Below are 25,198 nucleotides of genomic sequence, written 5' to 3' on the forward strand. Positions count from 1 at the left end.
AGGAGCCGCCCAACAGCGGCAACCGCTCTCTTTGCATCAACGCATAGGGCGTGCTCATAAGGCGTGTGATATCCTGTCAAAGCGCAAGATCGGTCGCGCGGATTAAAGCGATCAATGTCTAGATAGTGCCGCTACGGAGCAAGGGACGATGACGGCGGCGATTGAAAACTATCAGGCTCGAATGCGACGCGTTCTGGACTATATCGACCGGCAGACTGAGGAAGAGCTCAGTCTGGATGTGTTGAGCGGTGTTGCGGCCTTTTCAAAATTTCACTTCCATCGGCAGTTCGTGGCAACCTTCGGCTTGTCTGTCCATCGCTATGTCCACCTCGCCCGAATGAAGCGCGCTTCATTCCGGCTGGCCTATCACGAGGCCCAAAGCGTCACGGACATAGCATTGGATGCCGGATATGATTCACCCGATGCCTTTGCCCGCGCCTTTCGACAACGCTTTGGACAATCACCCTCGTCGTTTCGCAAGTCACCCGACTGGGAGCCGTGGCTGGCCGCTTTTGGCCCTCTCGATGCTGCAAGGAGCAAGCTCATGCAAAAGACCTTTACCGCCGACGACGTGACGATCCGCGACGTGGTTGCAACCCCTGTGGCCATTATGGAGCATCGGGGCGCCCCCTCCTCAATTGGCGAAACGATCAAGCGCTTTATCGCGTGGCGCAAAGCCACGGGTCTGACCCCAAAAACAAGCCCGACCTTTAACATCTTCCATTGCGATCCGCATACGACGCCAGACACTGAATACCGGATGGACCTGTGTGTCGGCACCGATCGTTTGCTTGGCGAACAGGACAAGCCCATGAAGGCGGGCCTGATCCCAGCGGGTCGCTGTGCGGTACTGAGGGTTATTGGCCACACCGATAATCTGGAGGCCGCCGCCCTTTACCTATATCAGACGTGGCTTCCCGCCAGCGGCGAAGAAACCCGCGATTTCCCGATCTATTGCCAGCGTCTGAGCTTCTTCCCGGACGTGCCGGAGTCTGAGGCGGTGGCTGAACTCTTTTTGCCGCTGAAATAGACTATTTCGGCAATGGCAGCTTCCCTGATGCGGGGTCGTGGGGTGTCTCCTGACTGGCAGGATAGACGCTGCCGGCACAGGCACAGGGAAGCAAAGGCCTTAATAGTCCTCGAGAGGATAACGGTTACGGCGCCACGAAGAAGGTCTTGGAGCAGTATTCGCAGGTAATATGCACCTGACCGTCCGCTTCAAGCATGTCTGACTGCTCATCCACCGAGAAGGAGCGGACAAGTTCTTCGACGCGGGTTTGCGAGCAGCGGCAAAGCTTCGCGATGGGCTTAGGCGGCGACAGACGCACGCCGTCCTCGTGAAAGAGACGAAAGAGCAGGCGATCAGCTTCAAGCTCGAAGTCAGTAAGCTCTTCTTCGCCGAGCGTCGCAAACAAGGCCCGCACGTGATCGAAGGCTTCACGCGTATCGCCACGCGCATCATCGCCGGCCAGGGCCTGGATCATCGCCCCGGCCGCGCGCCAGCGTTCACCGTCAGGCGTCGTTTCGCGAGAAACGGCGAGCTTGATCTGCGTCGGGATCTGTTCGGACTGTGCGAAATAGTGCTCGGCGCACAAGGACAGGCTATCGCCTTCGATGGGGGTTACCCCCTGATAGCGATCACCCATACCATCGGGCTCAAGCGTCATTATGAAGGTCCCCTGCCCCAGAAGCTGCTGCGCGCCCAGGGACTGGAACTTTCCGACATTTTCCGCTTCCAGAGCTTTAAGTTCTTCGGGATCGAAGCGACAAAAACCGCGCAGGGAGCCGCGTGTATCGTAGTCGGCCACGACATAGCGCACCACGCCCTGTCCCTGAGCCTGCATGATCAGACGTCCCTCAAACTTCAGCGCAGAGCCGACCATGACCGCCAGCACACAGGCCTCGCCCAGAAGGGTCGCAATCGCATCCGGATAGGCGTGGGCATCAAGAATCGCATTCAGCGTTTCGTCGAGGCGCACCAGACGCCCGTGCACGGGAAGCGTGTCCAGCACAAAGCGGGCGGCATAGTCCTGCGACGGCAAAGGATAGGAGGTCATCAGAAAATCACACAAAAAGGGACAGGAGCGGCGGAGATAGTTTCAGCCTTGACCGGTTTCAAGGCATTACTGCGGCAATACTGACACCTTAACCGATCCGGCCGGTCAAAAAAAGCCAAGCAGAGCGGATTTACTGACAAAGGCGGTTGTCTTGCAGGGGCTTTTGTCCTAATTCCGCGCATTAATTTCGTGCCTTAAGGCGCGCTCCTCTCCCCTTCGGATGCGAACATGCACATGGCTCCCGCAAGCGTAAATCTCGCCACGCTCGTTCTCGATTTTGACTCAACCTTCACCAAGGTTGAAGCCCTCGATGTTCTGGCCGAGCAGCTCTTTTCGAGCGATCCCGCACGCCTGACGGACCTGAAGTCGATTAAGGAGCTGACAGACCTCGCCATGTCGGGAGAAATCGGCTTCGGCGAGGCGCTGCAACGTCGTATCAGCATTCTTAAGCCTTCGCGCGCTGATATCGAGGCGCTGGCGGAGGCCTTGAAGGCACAAGTGTCGGCGTCGATCGCCCGCAATCGCAAGGTGTTTGAGGAAAATCCCGGTAAGATCCGCATCATCTCCGGTGGATTTCACGAATTCATCGATCCGGTCGTAGCCGAGTTTGGGATCAAGCCCGAGCACGTGTTGGCCAATCGCCTGATCTTCGACGAGGCGGGCGTGGCCACGGGCGTTGACCAGGACAATCCCTTGTCTAAGGATGGCGGAAAGATCGTCGCGCTCAGAAGCTGGGCTGACCTCACCGGCGCCATTGTCATGGTAGGCGACGGATGGACCGATTATGAGGTGTTTCAGGGCGGCGCCGCCGATCGCTTTTACGCCTTCACTGAAAACGTCAGCCGCGAAAAGGTCGTGGCCGCAACGACCGCCAGCGAGGCGACGCAGGTTGTTGCCTCTTTCGATGAGGTCTTACACAACGAAGGGTATGAAGGGCGCTACTCCTTCCCGCGTTCGCGCATGAAGATGCTTCTTCTGGAAAACGTTCATCCGGTCGCCATTCAGCATTTTCGCGATGAAGGCTATGACGTCTCCACGTTGAAGGGCGCACTTGATGAAGAGGCTTTGATTGAGGCCATCCAGGGCGTGCACGTTCTGGGCATCCGCTCCAAGACCAATGTGACGCGCAAGGTCCTCGACGCCGCCGACAAGCTCATGGCGATCGGGGCGTTTTGTATCGGGACTAACCAGATTGATCTGAAAGCCGCCTCCGAAAAGGGCGTGGCGGTCTTCAATGCGCCCTATTCCAACACGCGTTCGGTGGTGGAAATGGTGATGGGGCTCACGGTTATTCTGACGCGCAACATTTATGACAAGTCCATCCAGATGCACACGGGTAAGTGGGACAAGTCGGCGACCGGTGCGCACGAAGTTCGTAATAAGACGCTCGGCATCATCGGCTATGGCGCGATCGGGTCGCAGCTTTCGGTACTGGCCGAAGCCTTTGGCATGCGCGTTATCTATTATGACGTTGCCGAAAAACTCACCTTGGGGAATGCCCGACGTTATCGGACGATGGACGCCGTCTTAGCGGAAGCCGATGTGTTGTCACTGCACGTTGATGGGCGGGCCGAGAACAAGAACATCTTCGGCAAGGCCCAGTTTGCCAAAATGAAAGACGGAGCCCTGTTCATCAATCTTTCGCGCGGCCATATCGTCGACATTGAGGCTCTGGCGGAGGCTGTTCGCACGAAGAAGATCTATGGCGCGGCCGTCGATGTTTTCCCCGAAGAGCCGCGCACCAATGACGATCCGTTTGAAAGCGCCCTCATGGGGCTGCCAAACGTCATTCTGACGCCGCATATTGGCGGGTCTACAGAAGAAGCGCAGGAAGCCATTGGTGAGTTTGCGTCGGAACGGCTTTTGAACTTCATCAGCCGCGGCGACACGACCTTCTCGGTCAATATGCCAAACGTTCAGCTGTCGGAAGTCGAGGGGCGTCACCGCTTCCTGCACATCCACCAAAACGTCCCTGGTGTTATGGCGGCGATCAACAACGTCATCGCGAAGTATAATCTCAACATCCTTGCTCAGCACCTGAAGACAAACGAGCAACTGGGTTACGTGATCGTTGACGTCGACCGCGGCTATTCGCGCGAGGCCCTTGATGAACTGAAAGCGGTCACAGGCACGCTCAAATTCCGCTCGCTCGTCTAAGACCGGCGCTCACCATAAAGGTTTAAGTCTGCCTTGTTTGAAGGACCGCATTGCGCCGGGCCTGCATAAAAGGCGCACGAGAATAGCATCGAGTCGCCCCTGGCGAGATCCTTGGCGGGCCTGAAGTGGAAGCCGGCGCCGATCTGACGGAGCGATCTGCGCACCTTGATCGGCATCAGAGCCCATTGAGCTCCAAGCGCAAACCGCTGCCCTGGCCGGCGAGACAAAAAGACATCGTTATCTCAATTGCCCTTGTTGCCGCGCGCGTGCTAGGCTCTCTCTTTTCGAGGAGGGATAGGATGAGAGCGCTTAAGGGAAGACCTGTGAGGGGAACGCAGAGAGCGCCCCATAGCGCAAAAGCCTTTTTGGCTGGCGTGCTCTTTTCAGGGCTTGTTTTTTTGACAGGCGGAGCGGCGGCGGCTCAGACGGCCGATCCGGTAAAGGACGCTATTACGTCGATCGTGGAGCGCTTTGTGACGCGCGCGAATGCCTGTGGCGCCAAACTGCCCTACACACCGGGCGTGGTCGTCGACAGTCACCCGACGCTGATCTCGTTCTACTTTGAGGATAAGAGCGTTCACGCCTCCAGATGGTCTGAAATGCCGCCGGAGATTCAAGGCATGCTGTCTATGTGGGCGGCGAAGGGTAAGCTCGGTCTGGACGCGAAAGGACAGTTTGGTGAGGTTTTCAATTCTCTCCTTGTCCCGCACGAGCTTGGTCATTTCGCCTCCGACTTCAATGGTCGTTCCAAGGGCCAGAGCTTCTGGGATGGGGAAGTCTATGCCAACCGGGTGGCAATCGCTTTCTGGCGCGCTGAAATCGGAGACAAGGCGCTCGCTGCCCGGCTTGATAATTATAACCGCTTTCTGGATGAGCTCCCCAATCCCGTGCCCGCCGGCAAGGAACCGAGGGCGTGGTTTGAAGCCAATTATGAGGCATTGGGCAATGATGCGCAGGCCTACGGCTGGTATCAGGGCTTATTCATGAGAGAAGCGCGGTCACTCTCCAAGACGGATGAGTTTTGCACCATCATTGCACCGGCCTCACCTGAGGCGTAAGGTCGTCGACGATCTCTAAGCGTCTCAGTCCGGTGTTTTGGAAATTCCAGGATTCCGGATAGGGCGTGTACCGAGAAATAAGGAGGCGTTACCTTGCTTCGGGACTTTCCCGTCCTTTTCGAAACGCTCAAGGCGCTGATGCTTGAGGCGGCGCCAGATATGACGGTTACGCAGGCATCGGACTGCTGTCTTACCGTCAAAACGCGTTGGATCGAAGCGCGGACGGGAGAGCCCGCCTGGTTTGGCTGGATTGCGATCAAGGCCTCCTATGTGGCCTACCATCTCCTGCCACTCTACAGTCTGCCGGAATTAAACGCGCTCGTTCCGGCCAGTTTAGAGAGGAAACGCCAGGGAAAAACCTGCTTTGCTTTCAAATCAGCGGATGAGGCCCTGCTTGAAGATTTGCGCCTCTTAACGGAACGCCTGGCGGCCAAAGAAGCCGACCTTCGAGCGGCTATTGGCCAGACCCGCGGATAGTGTGGCGATTGTCGTCGTCATTTTGTCCGTGAGGTCGCCTGAACTGGCCCCCTGAGTCCCCCCTTGAGTACAAAAAAGGGCCGTAGGAAATCCGGCCCTGTTGCATCTGTTTTAATCCAGAAAAAAGACATCTTCCTGCGGCGGCGGCAAATCGAGCCCGGCCAGTCGACGCCAGGCCTTCCATACCCCCACAGGCACCCTGTTCGGACGCTCGCCATTAGGATCGAGTTTGTGCGCGAAGGTAAAACGTAACCCCATCTTGTGCGGCTGGGTCCATGCGGGGGATCCAAACTTCACCATCTGGCCGGGCACATCGAGGAGCCAGAGATCTCCGGGGGAATGGGGCATATCTTTGACCAGAACCTGCGCCCCTGAAGCACTTTGGTTGACGATTTCGCAGGGCACTTCCGTGCCACTCGGTAGCAAAAGAAGCGTGCCCGTCGACTTACAGTCAAATCGCGGCTCGGAACGACGGTTCGTGAACTGCTGGTACGGCTGGATCACTTCCACCCCCGCCTGCGGGGAAGTCACGGTAGGCGAAGACGGGCGTCCGCTTGGACCGGGCATATCGTTCGGCGTCCTTAGGGGTGAAGCGCTGGTGTGAAGGTAATGCACAGGCATTTATAAAAGGTTCTTTTTGCGAATGCGCTCAGACGCACGTGCGCAAGCGCACGGGTCAGGCTGCGGTTTAAAGAAAAGCACACTAATTCGAAAACGCTTGGAATCGGCCCTTTAGAGCCGGGTACTGAACGCCGTTAGGCAACGCACCAAATCGTGCGCGAACTATGACGGTCTTCGGTGAAGACTTCCTTTACGGGGTTGACTTTTCCACCGCTGCATCGCATATGCCGTTTTGCTGCGGCGCAATGCTGCACCTGACTGGCCGCGTGAGGTCGGGCGACTACCCAGTCCCGACAAGCCAGTTTTAACGGATGACAGATGCGCGAACGCCGTTTGCGCTTGATAATCTTTAAAAATGAACCCGAGAGCTAAGACACGCGCTGGCCTCATCCTAAACCGCCCGCCACGCCAAAGAGCGCGTACGGGCCGAAGGATGGTGTGCGCCGGTCTTTTCCGGGTGTACGCGCATCCCAATTGAAAGCGCAGTGTCTTGACGACCTTTAAAGATCTCGGCCTCTCGGCCAGCCTCCTCGCCACGCTGGAAAAAGAGGGTTATCACACCCCTACCCCTATCCAGTCGCAGGCCATACCGATCCTTTTGGATAAGCACGACCTTCTGGGTATCGCCCAGACCGGAACGGGCAAGACGGCAGCGTTCGCCCTGCCGATCCTCCACCACATCCTCAGCAATCGCATCATCCCGGCGCCGCGTTCGTGCCGCGTTCTGGTCTTGTCGCCGACGCGCGAACTCGCGACCCAGATCGCTGATAGCTTCAAGACCTATTCCAAGGGTCTGGGCCTTCAGATCGCCACCATCTTCGGCGGCGTGAAATACGGCCCGCAATATAAGGCGCTCCAGGGCGGCATCGACATCCTCGTTGCGACGCCGGGCCGCCTGATCGACCATATCGAACAGAAGACCATTGACCTGAAGGCCGTGGAACACCTCGTCCTCGACGAAGCCGACCAGATGCTCGACATGGGCTTTATCAAGCCGATCCGTCAGGTTGCCTCGCGCCTGCCGGCCCAGCGTCAAAATCTGTTCTTCTCGGCTACCATGCCGAAGGAAATCGCGGGTCTGGCCAACGAACTGCTGACCAATCCGAAGAAGGTTGAGATCACCCCGGAAGCCACGACGGCCGAACGCGTCACCCAACAGGTCATCTTCATCGAGCAGCAGCGCAAGCGTGCCCTGTTGTCGGAGCTTTATGCCGACGAGAAGCTCGCCCGCACCTTGATCTTTACGCGCACCAAGCGTGGCGCCGACCGCGTGGCGGCCTATCTTCAGGCCGGCGGCGTCGAAGCTGCGGCCATTCACGGCGATAAAAATCAGTCTCAGCGCGAGCGCGCGCTTCAGGCCTTCAAGGCCGGGCGAGTCCGTGCCCTTGTTGCGACTGACATTGCCGCGCGCGGTATTGACGTCGATAACGTCACCCACGTCATCAACTATGAGCTGCCGTTTGTCTCTGAAGCCTATGTGCACCGCATCGGCCGTACCGCGCGCGCGGGCAAGGAAGGTCACTCGATCACCCTTGTTGCCGATGATGAGCGCAAGCTTCTGAAAGATATTGAGCGCATCACGCGCCAGCGCATCCCGTCGTGGGATCGCCGAAAGGACCAGGCGCTGAAACTTCTCGATGAAGCGATCCTCGCCTCGGGGCAGACCGAAAAGCCGAAGACGCCGGATCGCGTGGTTGAAAAGACCGCGCGTCACCTCGACCCGGACGCCGAGCGCGTGCATAAGCGTTCGCGTAACCGTCCCAATCGCGACGAGCGCCGCGGCAATGGCCGCGATGGCGACAACAGCCGCGGTGAGCGCACCTTTGGCAAGAAGGACGCTTTCGGTAACCGCGCCGAGCGCCAGGCTCGCAATGAGCGTCCGGAACGCACCGAGCGTTACGACCCGCTGGCCGCCGAACGCGCGCCGACCCGGGCCGCCCGCGATTTCCCCGTCGAAAAGACGTTCGCTGAGAAGCCGCGCGGCGAAAAGCCCCGCTTCGACAAGCCAAAGGGCGAGCGTCCGTTCAAGAAGCGTGATGATGCCCGTGGTGAAACCCGCGCTTTCGAAGACCGTCCGGCGCGCCCGGCAGCGGAACGCGGCAATGAACGCCCCACCGGTGAACGCCGCGTCGACGAGCGCAAGAAGAAGCCGTTTGGTAAGTCAGCCAGTGGCAAGCTCGGTGGTCGCAAGACCAACACAAAGCCGCGCGCCCACCACAATGAGCCGGTCAATCGTTCCGAAGGCGCACAGCTGAAGCGTCGCTCACGTAACGGCTGATAGGGTTGGGGTCGATGCACGCGTCGCACCTGACACTTTATCATTGTTAAGGCGGCGCATTTCCGCTTTAAATCGACTTCATGGTACCCCCTGAAACATTTTCAGGGGGTACTGTCATATGGAGTTGGGACATGCGGACTAAGGGTTTTGCGCCGGATCGGCGCACGACGATCGGCCTGATGGCGGCCTTGATGGGCACGACCTTTCTGACGGGGTGCGAGCCGAAGGTAGAGGCGGCATCTGAGGATTCAGCCCCCCTCGCCCTTGTCAGAAGCGCTAAGGATGTCCACTCCTACGCCGAACCCAATGTGGCGCGCGTTCGCCACGTCGATCTCGACCTCACGGCCGATTTCCGCGCTAAGGTTCTTAAAGGCACCGCGGCATTGACGCTTGAAACCGCACCAACAGCCAAACAGGTCATACTGGATGTCAAGGCCCTCGATATTGAGGGCGTCACAGATGCTTCGGGAGAACCTCTTAAATATTCGCTCGGCGCGGCCAACCCCATCCTAGGCGCGCCACTAACCATCGAACTGCCGCAAGGCGCGCAGAAGGTGGTGGTGAAGTATAAGACGACTGCGAACACACAGGCCCTGCAGTGGCTCGATCCATCGCAAACGGAGGGCAAGAAGTACCCCTTCCTCCTGTCTCAGGGGCAATCCATCCTGACGCGCACGTGGATTCCGACGCAGGATTCCCCGATGGTACGCCAGACCTATAACGCGATCATTCGTGTGCCTAGCCCACTTAAAGCCGTTATGAGTGCTGAAATGCTGACGCCGGATGGCGAGGCCGTACCCGGTAACGCCAGCCTGCGTGCTTTCCGCTTTAAGATGGAGCAGGCCATTGCGCCTTATCTGATTGCGTTGGCGATCGGCGATATCGGATTTCGGCCGACCGGCGATCGCACGGGCGTTTACGCTGAGAAGGCGACCGTTGCGCGCGCGGCGAGCGAGCTTGAGGATCTGGAAAAGTTTGTCGCCGCTGCCGAGAAGCTCTACGGCCCCTATCGCTGGGGTCGCTATGATGTTCTGGTGCTTCCGCCATCCTTCCCCTTCGGCGGCATGGAAAATCCGCGCCTGACTTTTGCCACCCCGACCATTCTGGCCGGTGACAAATCGCTGGTATCACTGATTGCCCATGAACTGGCGCATTCCTGGTCTGGCAACCTCGTCACCAATGCCACCTGGGATGACTTCTGGCTCAATGAAGGTTTTACGGTTTATTTTGAGAGCCGCATCATGGAGGAGATGTACGGCAAGGACCGCGCGCTCATGCTGCAAAGTCTCGGCTATTCGAGCCTTCAGGCGGAACTCGCGCGCATAAAGGAGCCCGGGCTCACCCAACTGCATACCGACCTTAAGGGACGCGATCCCGATGACGGGTTCTCGGAAATCCCCTATGAGAAGGGGGCCGCCCTTTTAACCTTACTTGAGCAGACCTATGGTCGCAAAAAGTTTGATGCCTGGCTTAAAGGCTACTTCACACGCTATGCCTTTAAGAGCATGACGACAGCCGGCTTTGTCGAAGACCTTCGTGAGACCCTCTTGAAAGGTGATCCGGGGGCAGAAGATCGTCTGAAGCTAAACGAATGGCTCTATAAGCCCGGCCTGCCTTCCAATGCTATCAAACCGCAATCGGAGGCCTTTGCTAAGGTCGAGGCGCAGGTGGACGCCTTCACCAAGGGGACTGCGGCCAAGTCACTGATGACGGAAGGCTGGGTAACGCAGCAATGGCAGCATTTCCTCGAATCCCTGCCACAGACGCTTACGACGGAGCAGATGAAGGACCTTGACGCGGCCTTCAGCTTTACGACCTCGCACAATGCGGAGATATTGTTTGCCTGGCTGAAACTGGCAATTGATCATCGTTATGAACCAGCCCTGCCCGCCCTTGAGGCCTTCCTGACCGCACAGGGCCGACGCAAATTCATAAGCCCGCTCTATACGGCGCTGATGGCCCAAAAGGGCTGGGGTGTTGATATGGCCAAGCGTGTTTATGCTAAGGCTCGCCCGCTCTATCACTCGGTGACGCGCGCGACCGTAGATGAGATTGTGAAGTAGAACCCTCCTTAAGGTTTTTCCTCTAAAGTGTACGGAGATTTGTTTATTTCCGTACACGTACCATGTCGTTACCCGAAGCTCGTACCGTCCTGATTGTTGATGACCACGAGGTCAATCGCCGGCTGGCCTCTCTGTTCCTGCAACCGCTCGGCTGGCGGGCGGTAATGGCTGCCAATGGCAATCAGGCGCTGGAGATCGCGGCGATCCAGAGGGTCGATCTGATCCTCATGGACATGATTATGCCCGGCCTCAACGGACTTGAGACAACGGCGGCCTTGCGTCAGGCAGATGGCCCCAATCGTGACACGCCGGTTATCGCGGTAACCGGCACCGAAGACAACCTTAGAGAATGGGCAGCGCTTGGGGTGACCCAGCGCGTGCTGAAGCCCGTCGATCCTGATCGCCTGATCGAGGCCGTGGCTGAAGCCACCCGAAGAAACCCCGGATCGTCGTGGCGTATCAGCGCCTGACGTCGAACCCGTCATTGCTGAGGAAGGCGTCAAGCTCCGCGACGGTGGCCAGCGCAAAATCCCCCGGCATGGCGTGCTTGAGGCAGCCCCCGGCAATACCGTAATTCAGGGCGTCCTGGTCGCTCCTGCCGCTCAGAATGCCGTGCAGCACACCGGCGGCGAAGGCATCACCGCCGCCGATGCGGTCGATGATGCGCGCAATGTCATAGGTCTCGGTCTCCAGGGTTTCCTTTGGCGTGTACATCAGACCGGCCAGACGATTGTGATCGACATTAATCTGTTCACGTCGCGTACAGATAAGACGCTTCAGGTCGGGGAAGGCGCTGAAGGCGTGGTCAGCAGCGGCGCGGCTGCGTACGTGGCTGCCCGCCTCACCGGCAAAGGTCGTCTTAAAGACCAGTTCGATATCGCGATAGCCACCGAAGATGAGGTCGGCCTGCGCCATCAGCTGCGGGATAAGGCTGGGCGCATCGCCGCCCCAGGCCTCCCAGAGTTTTGGGCGATAATTGCAGTCAAACGATACCTTGATACCGAGCGTGCGCGCCACCTGCATGGCCTTCAACGCGCCCTGAAAGGCATTATGGCCCAGCGCCGCCGTGACGCCTGAGACATGCAGCCACTGCGAGCCCTCCAGCAACTGCGCCCAGTCAAACGCCGAGAAATCTGCGGTGGCGAAGGCCGAGCCCGCGCGGTCATATAGGATGTCTGAGGGGCGATGAATGCCGCCGGTCGTGAGGAAATAGAGGCCCATGCGCCCCGGGGCGGTCGTGACGCGCGTGGCATCAACGCCGAAATAGCGAAGCTGGCCTGCTGCGGCGTGTCCCAGATCGTTATCCGGCACCACGCTGATCATGCGCGTCGAATGACCAAGGCGGGCAAGCCCAACCGCCACATTAGCTTCCGCCCCCCCCACATAGGGGGTCAGTTCCGGCAGGGTAAAGAGCGGATCACGTCCGGCGGTGGACAGGCGGATCAGCAGTTCCCCGAAACAGGTAAAGGCTTTGGTCATGGCAGTCTTCCGTTGGCTTTTTCTGATTGTAGGGAAGGCTTTAGAGCCCATCCTGAAAACTGTGAAGCGGTTTTTAGCCCAATGCCCGCATTGGGTCCTGGGAGCCAGATACATGCGCTTCAAAAAAAGGGCGCCGGATAACCGGCGCCCACAGTGCGGAAGCTAAAGTTTACGCTCATTCGTACTGATTCAGTCGCCGTCTCAGTACTTATAACGGAAGCCCATATAGTACTGGCGTCCGGGGTGAGAATAGTCCTGAAGCAGGTTGCTGGCGGTGTTGCCCTGAGCTGTGTTGTAGGCAATGTATCGATCGTCGTACTCGTCGGTGAGGTTGATGCCTTCGAGCACCACCGTAAAGTTCTTGTTGATCTTGTAGGTGATCTGCGTGTCGATGTTCAGCGTCTCGTTCTTACCCACAAAGTCTGCGCCCGAGCCTGGATTGAGCTGGTTCAGATAACCCGCTCTGTAGGCTGTAGCGACACGCCCGGACAGCTTGTCATCTTCATAATAAAGGGTGACGTTCCACGACTCCGGCGACAGCCCGAGAAGGTTCTCGCGACGGTAGGTCGTAGATGTCAGGCTTGAAGCGACGACGTAGTCGATCTTTGACTCAACATGCGTGTAGTTGAAGATACCGCCCGTGTGCTGGAGGAAGCCCGGGAGAAACTTGAACGGCAGTTGCACATTCAGCTCATACCCTGTGAGCTTGCCGCCCGGTGTGTTGATAGGCTGGGTGACGGTGTAGAGGGTTGACCCTGTCTGCCCTGTTCCATCGAGGAGGCTCAGATCAAAGCCCAACTCCTGGAAGGGGACCTGCTTGGTCAGCGTTTGGATAAAGTTTTTGATATCCTTCTGGAAGAGACCAAGGCTGATCAGCGTGTCTCGATCAGCGTACCATTCGAAGCTCAGGTCCTTCGTATTGGCGCGATAGGGATCAAGGTAGGGATTACCCGTAGTAAAGGTTTGCGAGGAGGTCGTGATGGAGCCTCCCGGCGACAGGCTAGCAAGCGTCGGGCGCGCCATGGCTTTGGAGGCGGCGGCGCGAATGAAGAAGTTCTCAAACGGCGACAGGCTCACATTGATCGACGGCAGCGTGTCAGAGTAGCTGCGCTCGATTTGCGTGTAAACCGAGCTCGTCCCTCGGCCGATATAACCGGCCACCCATTGCTTTGTGTCCGCCTTACGCACGCCGATGTTCCCACGGAATGGCATCGAACCGATAGCCGTTGAGAAATCAACCTGGACATAGGCCGTTGTGTCATCTTCTTTGGCCAGGCGGTTATTGGCCCGTGACGATGAGTTGGTGTTGTTAACCGTAAAGACCCCATACTGGTTCACGCACCGACAGTCGTAATTGAAATCGCTGCGGAACTTGTCGAGGTTTGGTATCAGGTAGGTGTTGCCACCGACGCTGACGGTCTGGGCATAGCTGGCAAGGTTTGCCTGCACGGCATTGACGAGCCCGGTCGCTTGACCCGTTGTCGCATTGACGCGGTTGGCCGCTTCATCGCGCGTTTGAACGGCTGTTGTGTAACGACCATATTCAGTGCTGGTGAAGTCATAGTGCTTGCTCGACCCGCCAAACTTTACCGTAAAGATATCGTTCAGCTCATAGTTAAAGTCGATTTTGGTCGTATTGAACTTGTTTTCGACGCTTTGGGGACGGATGCGGATGAGAGAGGCATCGCCACGGCTACCCGTGGAGCCACCTTCGGCCGCAGTTGGGGTCGCCAGGGCGTTCGGCGCATAAGACCAGTAAGCGGCCTGATCGAGGTTAGCGCCATTTGAACTGCCGTAGTTGAAGACAGGTGCCTTCATATTGGTAAAGTCGTACGAATAGCCCTGAACATCATAGGCATCAAAGGTGAAGGTGGTTTGCTCAGGGTTGTCCTGAAGCGAATTTGACGCCCCCACCAACAGACGCATCTTGAGCTTGTCGGTGATGTTCTGATCCCAGGTCAGGTTCAGCTGGGAGAAGGTCGTCTTCAGTTCGTCAAAGCGATGTTCCGAGCGAATATCGACATTGTTAAACTTGGCCTTAACGAGCGTGCCTTCGTTATCTATGGTGTAGTCATAAACCTGCGTGCGCGGCAGGCCCGCACCCGAGCGGCTGAAAGAAATGGCTTCGACTTCCCACTCGTCGCGGTTAGCGGAAAATTCGGCCAAGAGACCGTCGAGCGTAATCAGGGTGCCTTCAAACGGGCGCATCTGGAAGGAGCCGGTGATCCCAAGGCGCTTCTGGTCGGTTTCAAGACGCGCGTAACGCGGGATGCGCGGGTGAAGCGCGTTTGTGAGCTTAATGGCTTCGGGGTCAGTCAGAGTGCCAGACTGGGCAATCGAGGTGAAGCTCGTACCGCCGTTGGTCGAATATCCACCAAAGCGACCGGCGGTGCCGGGCGACGACGAGTTCTCCCAACGCGTGGTGTTAGGCCCTTCTTCGACGGCAAGACGCTCGCCGTAGGCAATCGACAAAAGCGCACCGAGCTTACCATCGGCCCAGCGATTTGAGATCAGGAAGGTGCCGCGAGGCGAGGTGTCCTTTGACAGGTCGTTGTAGCCGAGCTGGCCGGAGCCGGCCATGGTAAAGCCCTTATAATCAAACGGGCGGGCAGTGCGCAGATCAACAACGGCGCCAAGAGATCCCTCTTCGACTTCTGCGGAGATGGACTTACGGACGGTGAGCGAGTTGAAGAGCTCGGCGGCAAAGACGTTGAAGTCAAAGCCGCGACCCCGGTTAGCGCCGCCGGACACATCCTTACCGCCGGCAGTAGCCAGGGCTTCCAGGTCATTGAGACGCACGCGGGTAAATTCAGAGTTCAGACCCCGAACGGTGATCGAGCGCCCTTCCCCGCCGTCGCGGTCAATGGCCACGCCCGGAACGCGCTGTAGCGATTCTGCGAGGTTTAAGTCCGGAAACTGCGCGATATCGTCTGCCTTGATGACATCGACGATGTCGTTCGACTTCTTCTTTTCACTGATTGAAGTCTGAAGACTGTTGCGGAAACCCGTAACGACAACGGTATCCACCTCGTCCTGAGCGCTAGGCGCGGCTTCCTGCGCCATTGCACCCGTGGCCATAAGGGCCAGAGCGGAGACGCCATACCAGGTGATCGCAGACGCAGTTCGGCTGTTAATTGACTTTGTTTTCATCTTGTAACTCCCCGTTCAGCCCGGTGCGTGCTCTGACGGCGCGATACTCAGGCAATGGACGCCCTTAAGCGGGCATTTTTAGTGTTGAAATGATACCGGTGTCACAAACGCATGGTAACCGGTGTCAGTGGTCTTAGCTAGACACAACCGTGTCTAAAAGACAAGCGGCTTCCTTCAGGTTGATTAAAAGGGTGACAAATCTGCCATAGGTCTTCCTCCCGATCGACGAGCGCTCTTGCGGCGCTTAGCCCGAGTGTGGGCATTGTCTTTTAAGAAAGGCTGAACGAAGACACCGGGGCGCTGAGGAGAGCCCCGCCCTGCCGGTCCGTTGCAATCTTATCAGCCGATTTCCGGTCGGTTCTCGGTCAGGGCGACGGTCTTCAGATGAATTTCGGCGGCCGCGTGATGAGGGCCTTCATAGGAGACGACCGAGGTTTGTCCGGGAAGGATGTCATGAATGCCGGTCGTCGCACCTGACGAGATCAACTGGCCCTTTTTGAGGGGCCGTCCGCGCGCGGCCAGATGTCCGGCGAGCCACCCTATGGCCTTAAGAGGTCCGCCAGGCATGGTGAAAAGGCCGCCCTCCCCCACAATCTCCCCGTCGATCCTTGTGGTCGCGCCATAGCCCTTCACAACCGCCTCGCTCAGGTCTTCGGGCGAGCTCGTTTCATCGAAACTCGCGAGCTTCGCTCCCAGAATAAGCCCGAAATTATTGCCAAAATCGGACGCCACCACGGTCGGCCCCAGCTTGTTGATCGTCGGCAAGGGCGAGCCCGCCATCTCAATCCCGGCAAACAGGGCGTCGATCAGACGCAGAGCCTCGACCTCGGTATAGTCGGTCTTACCCGGCTCAGCATCGACGCCGATACGGAAGACAAACTCAGCCTCAACCGCCGCAAAACCGTTTTCAAAGACCGGGATTTCGACCTCGCCTTCGGAGGGTTTAAAGACGGTCTCAAAGATGGGACCGGCCAGACGCTCAGTGCCGTGTTCGGCCTGACGTTCCGGCGCCAGGCGCCCGATTTTCCAGCCGACGACCGGACGATCCCAAAGTCTGATCGCCTCTTCCTGAATGGCGTAGGAGTCACTTAAGCCAGCCGGAATCTGGCCCGGATAATCGCTGAGCGCACGGGCCGAACGGCGGGCGGAGACAAGGTTCTGGGCAATCTCTTTGAGGCTCATTGGGTGTCCTTTGTACGTATCCCTTCGGACAGGGCCCACATCAGGGCCCCCACGCCCTTAGGATCATTGGGGGTGATTTTTTCGGAGAGGTAGTAGGCGTAAGAGCCGTCGCGATAAGGCACATTGCCAAGGCCAGCTACGCCACAAACACCGTTTAGCGCGCCAGGCGTCACAAAGCGCGCAAAGACGGCTTTCAGCGACTCGACGCCGGTGCGGCCTGCACTTTGCGGCATGATGTCCAGACGCGCCGCCTTCATCAGGCCATAGGCCACCATCAAGGAGGCCGAGGCCTCCTCGTAATTGCCTTCGCGCGCGCCCTGATCGACGACCTGATACCACAGGCCGTTTTCCGACCGGAACTTCAACAACGCCTCAAGCGTGCGGCGGGTGATGTCGGCAATGTCGGCGCGCAGGGCCTCGCTGAACCCTTCGGACGCCTCATAGACATCGACCAGCGCCCCGATCCACCAGCCCATGGCCCGACCCCAGACATTTAAAGACAGACCAGTCTGTTTATCGGCCCATCGCTCAGACCGGCTTTCGTCCCAGCCGTGCGCATAAAGGCCATTGTCTATCTGCAGGGTCTGATCGACAAAGCGAAACTGCGCCACCGTATCGGCAAACAGGCCTTCATCCTGCGTGATGCGGGCGTATTCGGCCTGGAAGGGCTGCGCCATAAAGAGGCCGTCCAGCCACACCTGATGCGGATAAATTTGCTTATGCCAGTAGTTGCCGGACTGTGTGCGCGGATGGTTTTTAAGCTGAGCAAACTGCACATCCATCGCCGTGCGAAAGCGGGGCTCGCCCGTAATGGCGTAAAGCGGAAACAGAATCTTCCCGCCATTAACATTGTCGATATTATATTCCTGCGGATGGAAAGTCGGCATGGCGCCGTCGGACAGGACACGGCTCTGCATCTCGGTCAGGATATAGTCGAGAAACACACGATCCTGCGTCACCTGATAGAGGTCAAGGGCCCCCTTCCAGACCACGCCGTCTTCATAGTTCCAGTGCGGGCGATAGGGTTCCCAGGTGCGGAAATAGCCGGTGATGAAGGCGGGGACGGCATCGCCAAAGCGCGCCAGAGACGCGGAAGTCTGCGGCGACAGATCGAACGCGCGCTGCGTCGGTGCGATGCTGACATCGACGGGGATATTGTGTTTCAGGTCAAGCATGTGACGTTTTCCAGAGTGAGGGTTTCGCCCTTCTGGCCCTCTATGTCGAGCATGTGGGTATACAGATTTTTGACGTTGGCGATCAGGCCGCCCAGTCTCGCCACGGGCGCAATCGAGGCCGCCATATCAGGTTCACCGGGCTGCGCGTCCCTGTCGAAGCGCAGACGGATATGGTCGAGCGTCAGGCCCTCCACCGGCTGCTCCGGTAGGCCCAGCACATAGAGCCCGGCATGGCGTACACCTTTGGCGTCGATATGGCTCAGATGGATGTCGCCGATAGAGGGCGTACCGTCATCAACCGGGCGTGGGTTGCGATCGGCCACACAGTCCGTTTTTCCATCCGGATCGCACCAGTAGAAGCTGTTGATCACAAACGCAGTCCCAACGCCTTCCATGCGCAGATGGCGACAGTCAAGACCTCTGACCACGGCGTCGCGGCCACGGCCGCGGCGCGTTTTAAGCCGTATACCCCGGTCGGTGTTTATAAACAGACAGTTCTGTACGGTGACGTCATAGATACCGCACGCCATCTCCGATCCGATGACCACGGCCCCATGGCCGTCCTTCATCCGACAGTTGGAAATGCGAACACGCCGTGTCGGACGCACGTTTCGCCTGGCCATGCTGATTTTCCCGGACTTTAAAGCGATGCAATCGTCGCCCACGGAAAAGTCGACGCCACTGATGACAATATCCGTGCTGCTTTCCGGATTGAGGCCATCCGTATTGGGGCTGTCTGACGGGGCTTCAATAGAGAGGTCAGCGAAGGTCAGGCCGCGCGAAAACAAGGGATGGACGGTCCAGGATGGACTGTTTTTCAGGGTTATACCCTGAAGTATGACCTGCTCGCATTCGACCATAAAGACGAGACGAGGGCGCCAGCCTGTAAAGCGGGCCTTGGGCCTTGCCCACCATGTGTCAAAACCCGCCTGACCATCGACCACGCCTCGCCCGTAAAGCTGCACATTGTGGACGAAGAGGAAATTTAGGAGGGCGGCATGACAGGGCTCAGCCTCGCCCTCCCACGACCCCAGACACGTACGGTCAACCCCGTCGCTATCAGGCAGTAGACCCGGCAATACCGGCCAGCGTGAGATCTCGCGATGACCGAGGAGTTCTGCGCCCTCACCCAGCTCGACCGCTATGTCGCTCTTCAGGAACAGGGGCGCGGTGAGGTACTGACCGGCGGATATGCGCACGAGGCCACCTGGTGGGCAGGCCGAAAGGGCCGCCTGGAGAGCGGATGTGTCGTCGCTAATGCCATCCCCTTTGGCACCGAAGGCCCGCGGATCGAGCACGGCTTTGCAGGCGGCGGTACGGACCACCAGTCGCTCGCTCCCCACGCGGACCTCATAGACGCTGTCCGGTTTCAGGTCATAAAGCGAAAAGACATTTCTGTCTGTCTGCAGGGCAAGACGTTCGTTTACAAAGATGTCGCGCGCGGCATCGGCAGCGAAGATGCCGGCCTCATCAAGCTCAAGGCAGAGAGCTGTGGGCAGGACGGCGAGGCAGCACAACCGCGTCATCGCACGACGCGGTGCAGGATGGCGTTGATGTCGTCGTAGAGGCGATCGCCAGCCTCGCGTTCGCTCAGTCGGCCATAGCCCATCGCCTCCAGAATATCCTGAAAGCCGTCGCGCACCCGCGGGTGTTCGAACCAGGGGCTTTCCACCACGTTGATTTGTGCGGCGGCGAGCTGCGCCTCGCTCTGCTGCTGGATGGGCGTGATCAGCCCTTCCTTGTTGAGCAGGGAGCGCGCCGCTTTGGACACCGGCACACCGCGCCTCAACCCCATGGCGCGGATGCCGTCGGGGTCATTAAGCAGAAACTCGATCAACAACGCCGATTCGTCCGGATACGGCGTTTTGGCGTTGACCGCGAACATCATGGCGGGACGATACATCATTCCAGCGTCCTTCGCCCCCGGCCGCAACAGATAGGGTGCCAGCGCCAGTGTCTGTTTTGCAGCCAGCGTATCGCTATATTTGTCGATCGAGCTGTTCCATTGGAAGGTTCCGGCGAACTGGCCATTGATCCACGGTCGCATCTCCTGCTGCGCCACATTGCCATAGGAGGCGCGCACCTGCGCACTGGGCCAGACGTGGTCGCGCGTCATGCGGGCATAAAGACCCGCAAAGTCGTACATGTCGGCCCGTGTACAGTTGAGCGATTTCGTCTCGGCATTGATAAGAGGCTTACCCGTGCCCTGGACCACATAGGTGCGCGCCAGAGCGATGAACTCCAGAAAGAGACCATCCAGCGGATAATAACCCTGACCGAGCCTCGTCTTAAACTGCGGCCCGCGCGCAAACAACTCGTCCCAGGTCGTGGGCAAGCTGAGGCCCGCCTTCTGATAGGTGGTCTGGTTGAGATAAAAGAGGCGCGCGGCGTTCGACACGGCAATGGCGTTCAGCACGCCCTTATTGGTGCCCATGCTAAGCGTGCGGGCATCAAACTGGCTGAGATCGAGCTTGTCCCTGAGTTTGCTCAGATCGTAAAATCCCGTGCCGTCGCGCGAAAACAGGGTCTGCCAGTACCAGTTAATCTGCATAACATCCGGTGCCGTGCCCCCGGCGATCTGGGTCGTCAGACGTTCCAGATGCCCGGCAAAGCCCGTATATTCGCCCCGCACGCGGATACCATGCTTCTCTTCGAAGAGGCGCAAGGCCTCAAGCGTGGCCTTGTGCGCGGACGATCCGCCCCACCAGCTCATACGGAGCTCGCGCCCTGACGTTGGGGCGGGGCGCGGTTTCAAACAGGCGGAAAGCGCCGCGGCAGAGGCGCCCAGAAGAATGAAACGGCGGTGAAGTCTGTAAGCGTTCATATCCTACCCCTTCACCGCACCGGACGTGACGCCTTCAACGAAGTATTTCTGCGCCACAAAGAACAGGATCAGCGACGGGGCGAGTGCGATGGTGGACATCGCCAGGATCTCGTTCCACGAGGTCGCTTCGGTGACATCAATCGACATCTTCAGTGCCAGAGCCACCGGATATTTTTCGACCGAAGACAGGTAGATCAGCGGCTGAAGAAAGTCGTTCATCGACCACATAAACTGAAAAAGGGCGACCGAAATAATGGCGGGGAGAATGACCGGACAGACGATCAGGGTCAGGACCTGAAACGAATTGCAGCCATCCATCACGGCCGCCTCTTCCATATCAAGCGGCAGAGAGCGCATGAACTGGATGATCATGAAGACGAAGAAGCCCTCTGTGGCAAAGGCCTGAGGCGCATAAAGGGGCAGGTAGGTATCAAGCCAGCCAAATTCGCGGAACATCAGGTATTGCGGTATCAACAGCACTGACTTCGGCAACAAGACCGTGGCCATCAAAAGGGCGAAAAGCCATTTGCGGCCGGGTATGGCAAAGCGCGCAAATCCATAGGCAACGATCACTGACGAAATAACCGTGACGATGACCTTCGGTACCACGATCTTCATAGTGTTGAGGAGGTAGGTGGCAAAGGAGTACTCGGTCGAGGTCTTCCAGCCGTTGATGAAGCCGTCCGTTGTCGGAGCTTTTGGAATAAAGCCAACGGAAGAGAAGATTTCCGCGTTGTTTTTGAACGCCCCCCCAATCATCCACAACAGAGGATAGATCATAAGGAAGCCCACCAGAATAAGCAGGCCGTAGCGCACGAACGCATTGACCAGCGGCAGGTGTTTGCGCCAGCCATGATCGACAGGATTAAGCGAAGACGCCATCTCAGTGCCCTCCCTTGTCATCGCGGTCTTGCGCATAAAAGACCCAGTGCTTTTGCGACCAAAAGGCCACTGCCGTAAAGAGCGCGATGATGATGAACAGCACCCAGGACAGGGCGGAGGAATAGCCGAGATTGAAGTATTTGAAGGCTTCCTCGTAGATCATCAACGGCAGGAGATAGCTCGATTTAAGCGGCCCGCCGGCCGTGATGATGTAGGGACCGTTGAACTCCTGAAAGGCCTGCACAATCTGCATAATGAAGTTGAAGAACAAAACCGGCGTCAGAAGAGGCAGGGTGATCAGGAAGAACTGCTTGAGACGCGACGCACCATCGAGATCAGCGGCTTCATAGAGGTCTTCGGGGATGGCCTTCAGTCCAGCCAGAAACACGACCATGGCCGAGCCAAACTGCCAAAGACGCAGGAGCACGATCGAGAACATGGCCGTGGTGGGCTCGCCCAGCCAGTTCACGCTCCCGATACCGATGCCTGAAAGGGCCTGATTGAGAAGTCCATCGCCGGCGAAGACGAAACGCCAGACAACGGCAATGGCGACGCTGCCGCCGAGGATCGAGGGAAGATAGAAGGCGGTACGAAAAAGGCCTATGCCTTTGAGCTTAAAATTCAGCACCACGGCGATGAACAGGGCAAAGGCGAGCTTCAGCGGTACGGTGATAAAGACGTAGGCGAACGTCACGCCCAGTGACTGGCGAAAGGTCGAGTCAGCGGCCATTTCTGAGTAGTTTGACAGGCCGACAAAGTTGGCCGCCCCCAGCTGGTCCTGAAGGCGGGCGTCCGTCAGGCTCAGGAGGAATGAGGCGACAAACGGAAACGCCGTAAAAAGCAGAAAGCCTATCACAAACGGGGTGACATAGAGACTGCCGATCCATTTATTGCTATACATGGACGGACCCGTCTGTCTGATGGGCAAAATCCGGAGACACGCCGATTGCCTGACCGTCTTCAGAGAAAAGATGCGCACGGTTAAGGTCGATCTTTAGCCCCACCGCCTGGTGGTTATGCAAAGAGACCTCCCCATCAAGCTTCATGATCAGGGGATCGCCTTCTTGGTCTTTCAAGGCGACATAGGCGAAGGTTTCCCCGCCAAGACGCTCAATTAAGATCACATAGCCATTGAGGTGGGCGTCCTCGTCTTCAGTCGCCAGATGAAGGTTTTCAGGTCGCACCCCGAGGGTGACGCTGGCGCCCTGGGGCACCTCAGCGCTTTGACGCGGGACGGACAAGATGGTCTGAGGCAGATCAAGCTTCACCGCATCTGCGGACACATCCCTGACCCTGGCTTTGAGGGTATTCATACGGGGCGATCCGATGAAGCCCGCTACAAACAGGTTTGCGGGCTTGCGGTAGAGGTCAAGGGGTGAGCCCACCTGTTCGATCCGCCCGGCGTTGAGCACGACAATCTTGTCGGCTAGCGTCATCGCCTCGACCTGATCATGGGTCACATAGACTGAGGTCGCATTGAGCTTGGTATGAAGGCGCGCGATCTCTACGCGCATCTGACCGCGCAGCGCCGCATCGAGATTGGAGAGAGGTTCGTCGAACAAAAAAACATCGGGCTCACGCACAATGGCGCGGCCGATGGCAACGCGCTGACGCTGACCGCCGGACAACGCTTTTGGGCGCCGCCTTAGGAGGTGCGTCAGTTGCAGCGTTTCGGCCGCGGCATTGACCTTATGCGTGATCTCGTCCTTTGGCAGGCCCTGAATTTTCAGGGCGAAGGCAATGTTATCGAAGACCGTCATATGCGGGTAGAGGGCGTAGGACTGAAAGACCATCGCTACGCCGCGCTTTGAGGGGTGCGCATAGGTTACATCGCGCCCGGATATATCAATCTGACCAGAGGTGGGGGTCTCAAGGCCCGCAATCAGGCGCAGCAGGGTCGATTTCCCGCAGCCCGACGGCCCCACGAAGACCACCAGCTCGCCTTTTTTGACCTCCAGCGAGACGCCCTTTATAACCTCATGGCCATTGAACGTCTTGCGCACATCCGTAAGTCTGACACTGTCAATCGACACGTTTCCCCACTTTTGTTCTGCTTGTTTTTGATTACCCATCTGTGTAAGGGAAACCGGTGTCATTTTCAACGGCGATTATGCATCGAGCGGAATTTCCTGTTATCGGCGGGACAGCCGCCGGATAAATCAACGAGGCCTGGAACCAAACCTCGCTTTTTAGGTCCCTCTTCGCTTAGCAGCTTGCTGCCAGAGATATAGACCGCTATTGAAGCACTCACGCGCACATTCACGCAACATCACGCAGGACACCCTTATGAAGATCGCTCTGATCAACGAAAACAGCCAGGCGGCTAAGAACGGCATCATTTACGACGCGCTGAAGACGGTTGCGGAGCCGCTCGGCCACACGGTCTTTAACTATGGTATGTATAGCGCCGACGACCAGGCCTCACTGACCTACGTCATGAACGGTCTACTGGCCGGCATTCTTCTGAATTCGAAGGCTGCGGATTTCGTGGTCACCGGTTGCGGCACGGGTATGGGGGCGATGCTCGCCTGTAACGCGATGCCCGGCGTCTTCTGTGGCCTCGTCATCGACCCGACTGATGCCTTCCTTTTTGGTCAGATCAATGACGGGAATGCCATCTCCATGCCCTACGCCAAGGGCTTTGGCTGGGCGGCCGAACTGAACCTGCAGGACGTCTATCGTAAGCTCTTCGACGGCGAGCGCGGTCTGGGCTATCCCAAGGAGCGCGCGCAGATCATGGCGAAGAACCGTGGCATTCTGAAGGATCTGAAGGCGGCGTCCTGCAAGGACATGCTGACGGTTCTGAAGAGCGTTGATCAGGACCTCCTGAAAGCCGCCGTCGCCGGTGAAAAGTTCTCGGAATATTTCTTTGCCAATGCGCAGGACGAAGACATCAAGGCCTATATCAAGGGCATTGTTGGCTAAGCCGGATTGGCGGCGCCTTACAAGAAACCCCTTCCGTGCAAACGGAAGGGGTTTTTTATTTAAGGGCAGTAAGCGGGGCTTAACGCGCCAGCCAGCCCCCATCCACCGGGATGATGGCGCCGTTCACATAGTCTGACGCCGGTGCGGCGAGGAAGACGGCGGCGCCTCCGAGGTCAGACGGCTCACCCCAGCGGCCCGCCGGAATGCGGTCAAGAATGGCCTTGTTGCGCTCGGCATCGGCGCGCAGCTGGGCGGTATTGTCAGTCGCCATATAGCCAGGCGCGATCGCGTTTACCGTGATGCCCTTGCCCGCCCATTCGTTGGCCAGAAGACGGGTGATACCGGCAATACCGGACTTGGATGCCGTATAGGACGGAACGCGGATGCCGCCCTGGAAGGACAACATGGAGGCGATGTTGATGATCTTGCCATAGCCCTGAGCGATGAAGTGGCGGCCGACGGCCTGCGCCATAAAGAAGGCACCCTTAATGTTCACGTTCATGACATCGTCCCAGTCTTTTTCTGAGAAGTCGACGGCATCGGCACGGCGGATCAGGCCGGCATTGTTGACCAGGATATGCAGGCCGCCAAGCTCCCCGAGCGCGGTCTTTACGACCCGTTCGATAGGCTCAAGCGTGCCGAGGTTCGCGTCGATGTTGACGAACTTGCGGCCCAGAGCCTTGACCTTCTCAGCGGTTTCATCGGCCGGCACAATGCCTGCGGCCGCGATGTCCGCACCGGCTTCGGCCAGGGCAAGCGCGATGCCCTGCCCCAGACCCGTATTGGCGCCGGTGACAAGCGCAACCTTGCCGGTCAAATCAAATGGATGGCTCATGAATATCTCCCTTCAGTCTAAATCTATCTCCCTCA

20 protein-coding genes are annotated in these 25,198 nt (G+C 58.1%); 8 read left to right on the forward strand and 12 right to left on the reverse strand.

Features of this window, described 5'->3' with window-relative positions:
- Positions 1-148: 148 nt before the first annotated feature.
- On the forward strand, positions 149-1,030 hold the full coding sequence (locus tag PQU94_RS00175) for an AraC family transcriptional regulator (protein ID WP_272739462.1): 882 nt from the start codon (positions 149-151) through the stop codon (positions 1,028-1,030).
- A gap of 124 nt (positions 1,031-1,154) precedes the next feature.
- On the opposite strand, the gene PQU94_RS00180 is transcribed toward PQU94_RS00175, so the two are convergent.
- A complete protein-coding gene (locus PQU94_RS00180) occupies positions 1,155-2,057 on the reverse strand; it encodes an Hsp33 family molecular chaperone HslO (protein WP_272739463.1) in 903 nt (300 codons plus the stop codon).
- Positions 2,058-2,285: 228 nt separating this feature from the next.
- On the opposite strand from PQU94_RS00180, the gene serA reads away from it, so the two are divergent.
- The 3 genes from serA to PQU94_RS00195 all read left to right on the forward strand — a co-directional run bounded on the left by serA (position 2,286) and on the right by PQU94_RS00195 (position 5,749).
- Positions 2,286-4,214 (forward strand): phosphoglycerate dehydrogenase, encoded by a 1,929-nt coding sequence (serA, locus tag PQU94_RS18270; protein WP_272739464.1) that lies wholly within the window; start codon positions 2,286-2,288, stop codon positions 4,212-4,214.
- Positions 4,215-4,513: 299 nt separating this feature from the next.
- Positions 4,514-5,272, forward strand: a complete 759-nt coding sequence (locus PQU94_RS00190) for a hypothetical protein (protein ID WP_272739465.1) — start codon at positions 4,514-4,516, stop codon at positions 5,270-5,272.
- A gap of 93 nt (positions 5,273-5,365) precedes the next feature.
- Positions 5,366-5,749, forward strand: coding sequence for a hypothetical protein (locus PQU94_RS00195; RefSeq protein WP_272739466.1), 384 nt, complete (start codon positions 5,366-5,368; stop codon positions 5,747-5,749).
- A gap of 111 nt (positions 5,750-5,860) precedes the next feature.
- Here PQU94_RS00195 and PQU94_RS00200 read toward each other — a convergent pair whose 3' ends face one another.
- Positions 5,861-6,253 (reverse strand): PilZ domain-containing protein, encoded by a 393-nt coding sequence (locus tag PQU94_RS00200; RefSeq protein WP_272739467.1) that lies wholly within the window; start codon positions 6,251-6,253, stop codon positions 5,861-5,863.
- Positions 6,254-6,860: 607 nt separating this feature from the next.
- Here PQU94_RS00200 and PQU94_RS00205 point away from each other — a divergent pair.
- From PQU94_RS00205 to PQU94_RS00215, 3 genes are all read left to right on the forward strand, one after another.
- The gene (locus PQU94_RS00205; RefSeq protein WP_272739468.1) at positions 6,861-8,648 is read left to right on the forward strand and encodes a DEAD/DEAH box helicase; all 1,788 of its coding nucleotides are present in this window, start codon (positions 6,861-6,863) and stop codon (positions 8,646-8,648) included.
- A gap of 131 nt (positions 8,649-8,779) precedes the next feature.
- On the forward strand, positions 8,780-10,711 hold the full coding sequence (locus PQU94_RS00210) for a M1 family metallopeptidase (protein WP_272739469.1): 1,932 nt from the start codon (positions 8,780-8,782) through the stop codon (positions 10,709-10,711).
- Positions 10,712-10,773: 62 nt separating this feature from the next.
- A complete protein-coding gene (locus tag PQU94_RS00215) occupies positions 10,774-11,181 on the forward strand; it encodes a response regulator (RefSeq protein WP_272739470.1) in 408 nt (135 codons plus the stop codon).
- On the opposite strand, the gene PQU94_RS00220 is transcribed toward PQU94_RS00215, so the two are convergent.
- From PQU94_RS00220 to PQU94_RS00260, 9 genes are all read right to left on the reverse strand, one after another.
- On the reverse strand, positions 11,171-12,190 hold the full coding sequence (locus PQU94_RS00220) for a sugar kinase (RefSeq protein WP_272739471.1): 1,020 nt from the start codon (positions 12,188-12,190) through the stop codon (positions 11,171-11,173). The genes PQU94_RS00215 and PQU94_RS00220 overlap by 11 nt on opposite strands.
- Before the next feature lie 201 nt (positions 12,191-12,391).
- Complete coding sequence (locus PQU94_RS00225) at positions 12,392-15,340, reverse strand: TonB-dependent receptor (RefSeq protein WP_272739472.1); 2,949 nt, start codon at positions 15,338-15,340, stop codon at positions 12,392-12,394.
- A 339-nt stretch (positions 15,341-15,679) separates the two neighbouring features.
- On the reverse strand, positions 15,680-16,522 hold the full coding sequence (locus tag PQU94_RS00230) for a 2-keto-4-pentenoate hydratase (RefSeq protein ID WP_272739473.1): 843 nt from the start codon (positions 16,520-16,522) through the stop codon (positions 15,680-15,682).
- Positions 16,519-17,697: a glycoside hydrolase family 88/105 protein gene (locus PQU94_RS00235; protein WP_272739474.1), complete on the reverse strand. Its 1,179-nt coding sequence runs from the start codon at positions 17,695-17,697 to the stop codon at positions 16,519-16,521. Before PQU94_RS00235 ends, PQU94_RS00230 begins: the two co-directional genes overlap by 4 nt.
- Entirely contained in the window at positions 17,685-19,223 is a 1,539-nt protein-coding gene (locus PQU94_RS00240) for a glycoside hydrolase family 28 protein (protein ID WP_272739475.1), read from the reverse strand. Before PQU94_RS00240 ends, PQU94_RS00235 begins: the two co-directional genes overlap by 13 nt.
- Positions 19,220-20,521, reverse strand: a complete 1,302-nt coding sequence (locus PQU94_RS00245) for an ABC transporter substrate-binding protein (RefSeq protein WP_272739476.1) — start codon at positions 20,519-20,521, stop codon at positions 19,220-19,222. Before PQU94_RS00245 ends, PQU94_RS00240 begins: the two co-directional genes overlap by 4 nt.
- A 3-nt stretch (positions 20,522-20,524) precedes the next feature.
- Positions 20,525-21,403, reverse strand: a complete 879-nt coding sequence (locus PQU94_RS00250; RefSeq protein WP_272739477.1) for a carbohydrate ABC transporter permease — start codon at positions 21,401-21,403, stop codon at positions 20,525-20,527.
- A gap of 1 nt (position 21,404) precedes the next feature.
- Positions 21,405-22,304: a carbohydrate ABC transporter permease gene (locus PQU94_RS00255; RefSeq protein WP_272739478.1), complete on the reverse strand. Its 900-nt coding sequence runs from the start codon at positions 22,302-22,304 to the stop codon at positions 21,405-21,407.
- Complete coding sequence (locus PQU94_RS00260) at positions 22,297-23,436, reverse strand: ABC transporter ATP-binding protein (RefSeq protein ID WP_272739479.1); 1,140 nt, start codon at positions 23,434-23,436, stop codon at positions 22,297-22,299. Before PQU94_RS00260 ends, PQU94_RS00255 begins: the two co-directional genes overlap by 8 nt.
- Before the next feature lie 253 nt (positions 23,437-23,689).
- Between PQU94_RS00260 and PQU94_RS00265 the strand changes: the two genes are divergently transcribed.
- Positions 23,690-24,328, forward strand: a complete 639-nt coding sequence (locus PQU94_RS00265) for an RpiB/LacA/LacB family sugar-phosphate isomerase (RefSeq protein ID WP_272739480.1) — start codon at positions 23,690-23,692, stop codon at positions 24,326-24,328.
- 79 nt (positions 24,329-24,407) lie between these two features.
- Here the strand turns inward: PQU94_RS00265 and kduD are convergent, their stop codons facing one another.
- The gene (gene kduD, locus PQU94_RS00270) at positions 24,408-25,163 is read right to left on the reverse strand and encodes a 2-dehydro-3-deoxy-D-gluconate 5-dehydrogenase KduD (RefSeq protein ID WP_272739481.1); all 756 of its coding nucleotides are present in this window, start codon (positions 25,161-25,163) and stop codon (positions 24,408-24,410) included.
- Between the last annotated feature and the right edge of the window lie 35 nt (positions 25,164-25,198).

Origin of the sequence: Asticcacaulis currens (assembly GCF_028550395.1) — a bacterium.
GTDB classification, from domain to species: Bacteria; Pseudomonadota; Alphaproteobacteria; order Caulobacterales; family Caulobacteraceae; genus Asticcacaulis; species Asticcacaulis currens.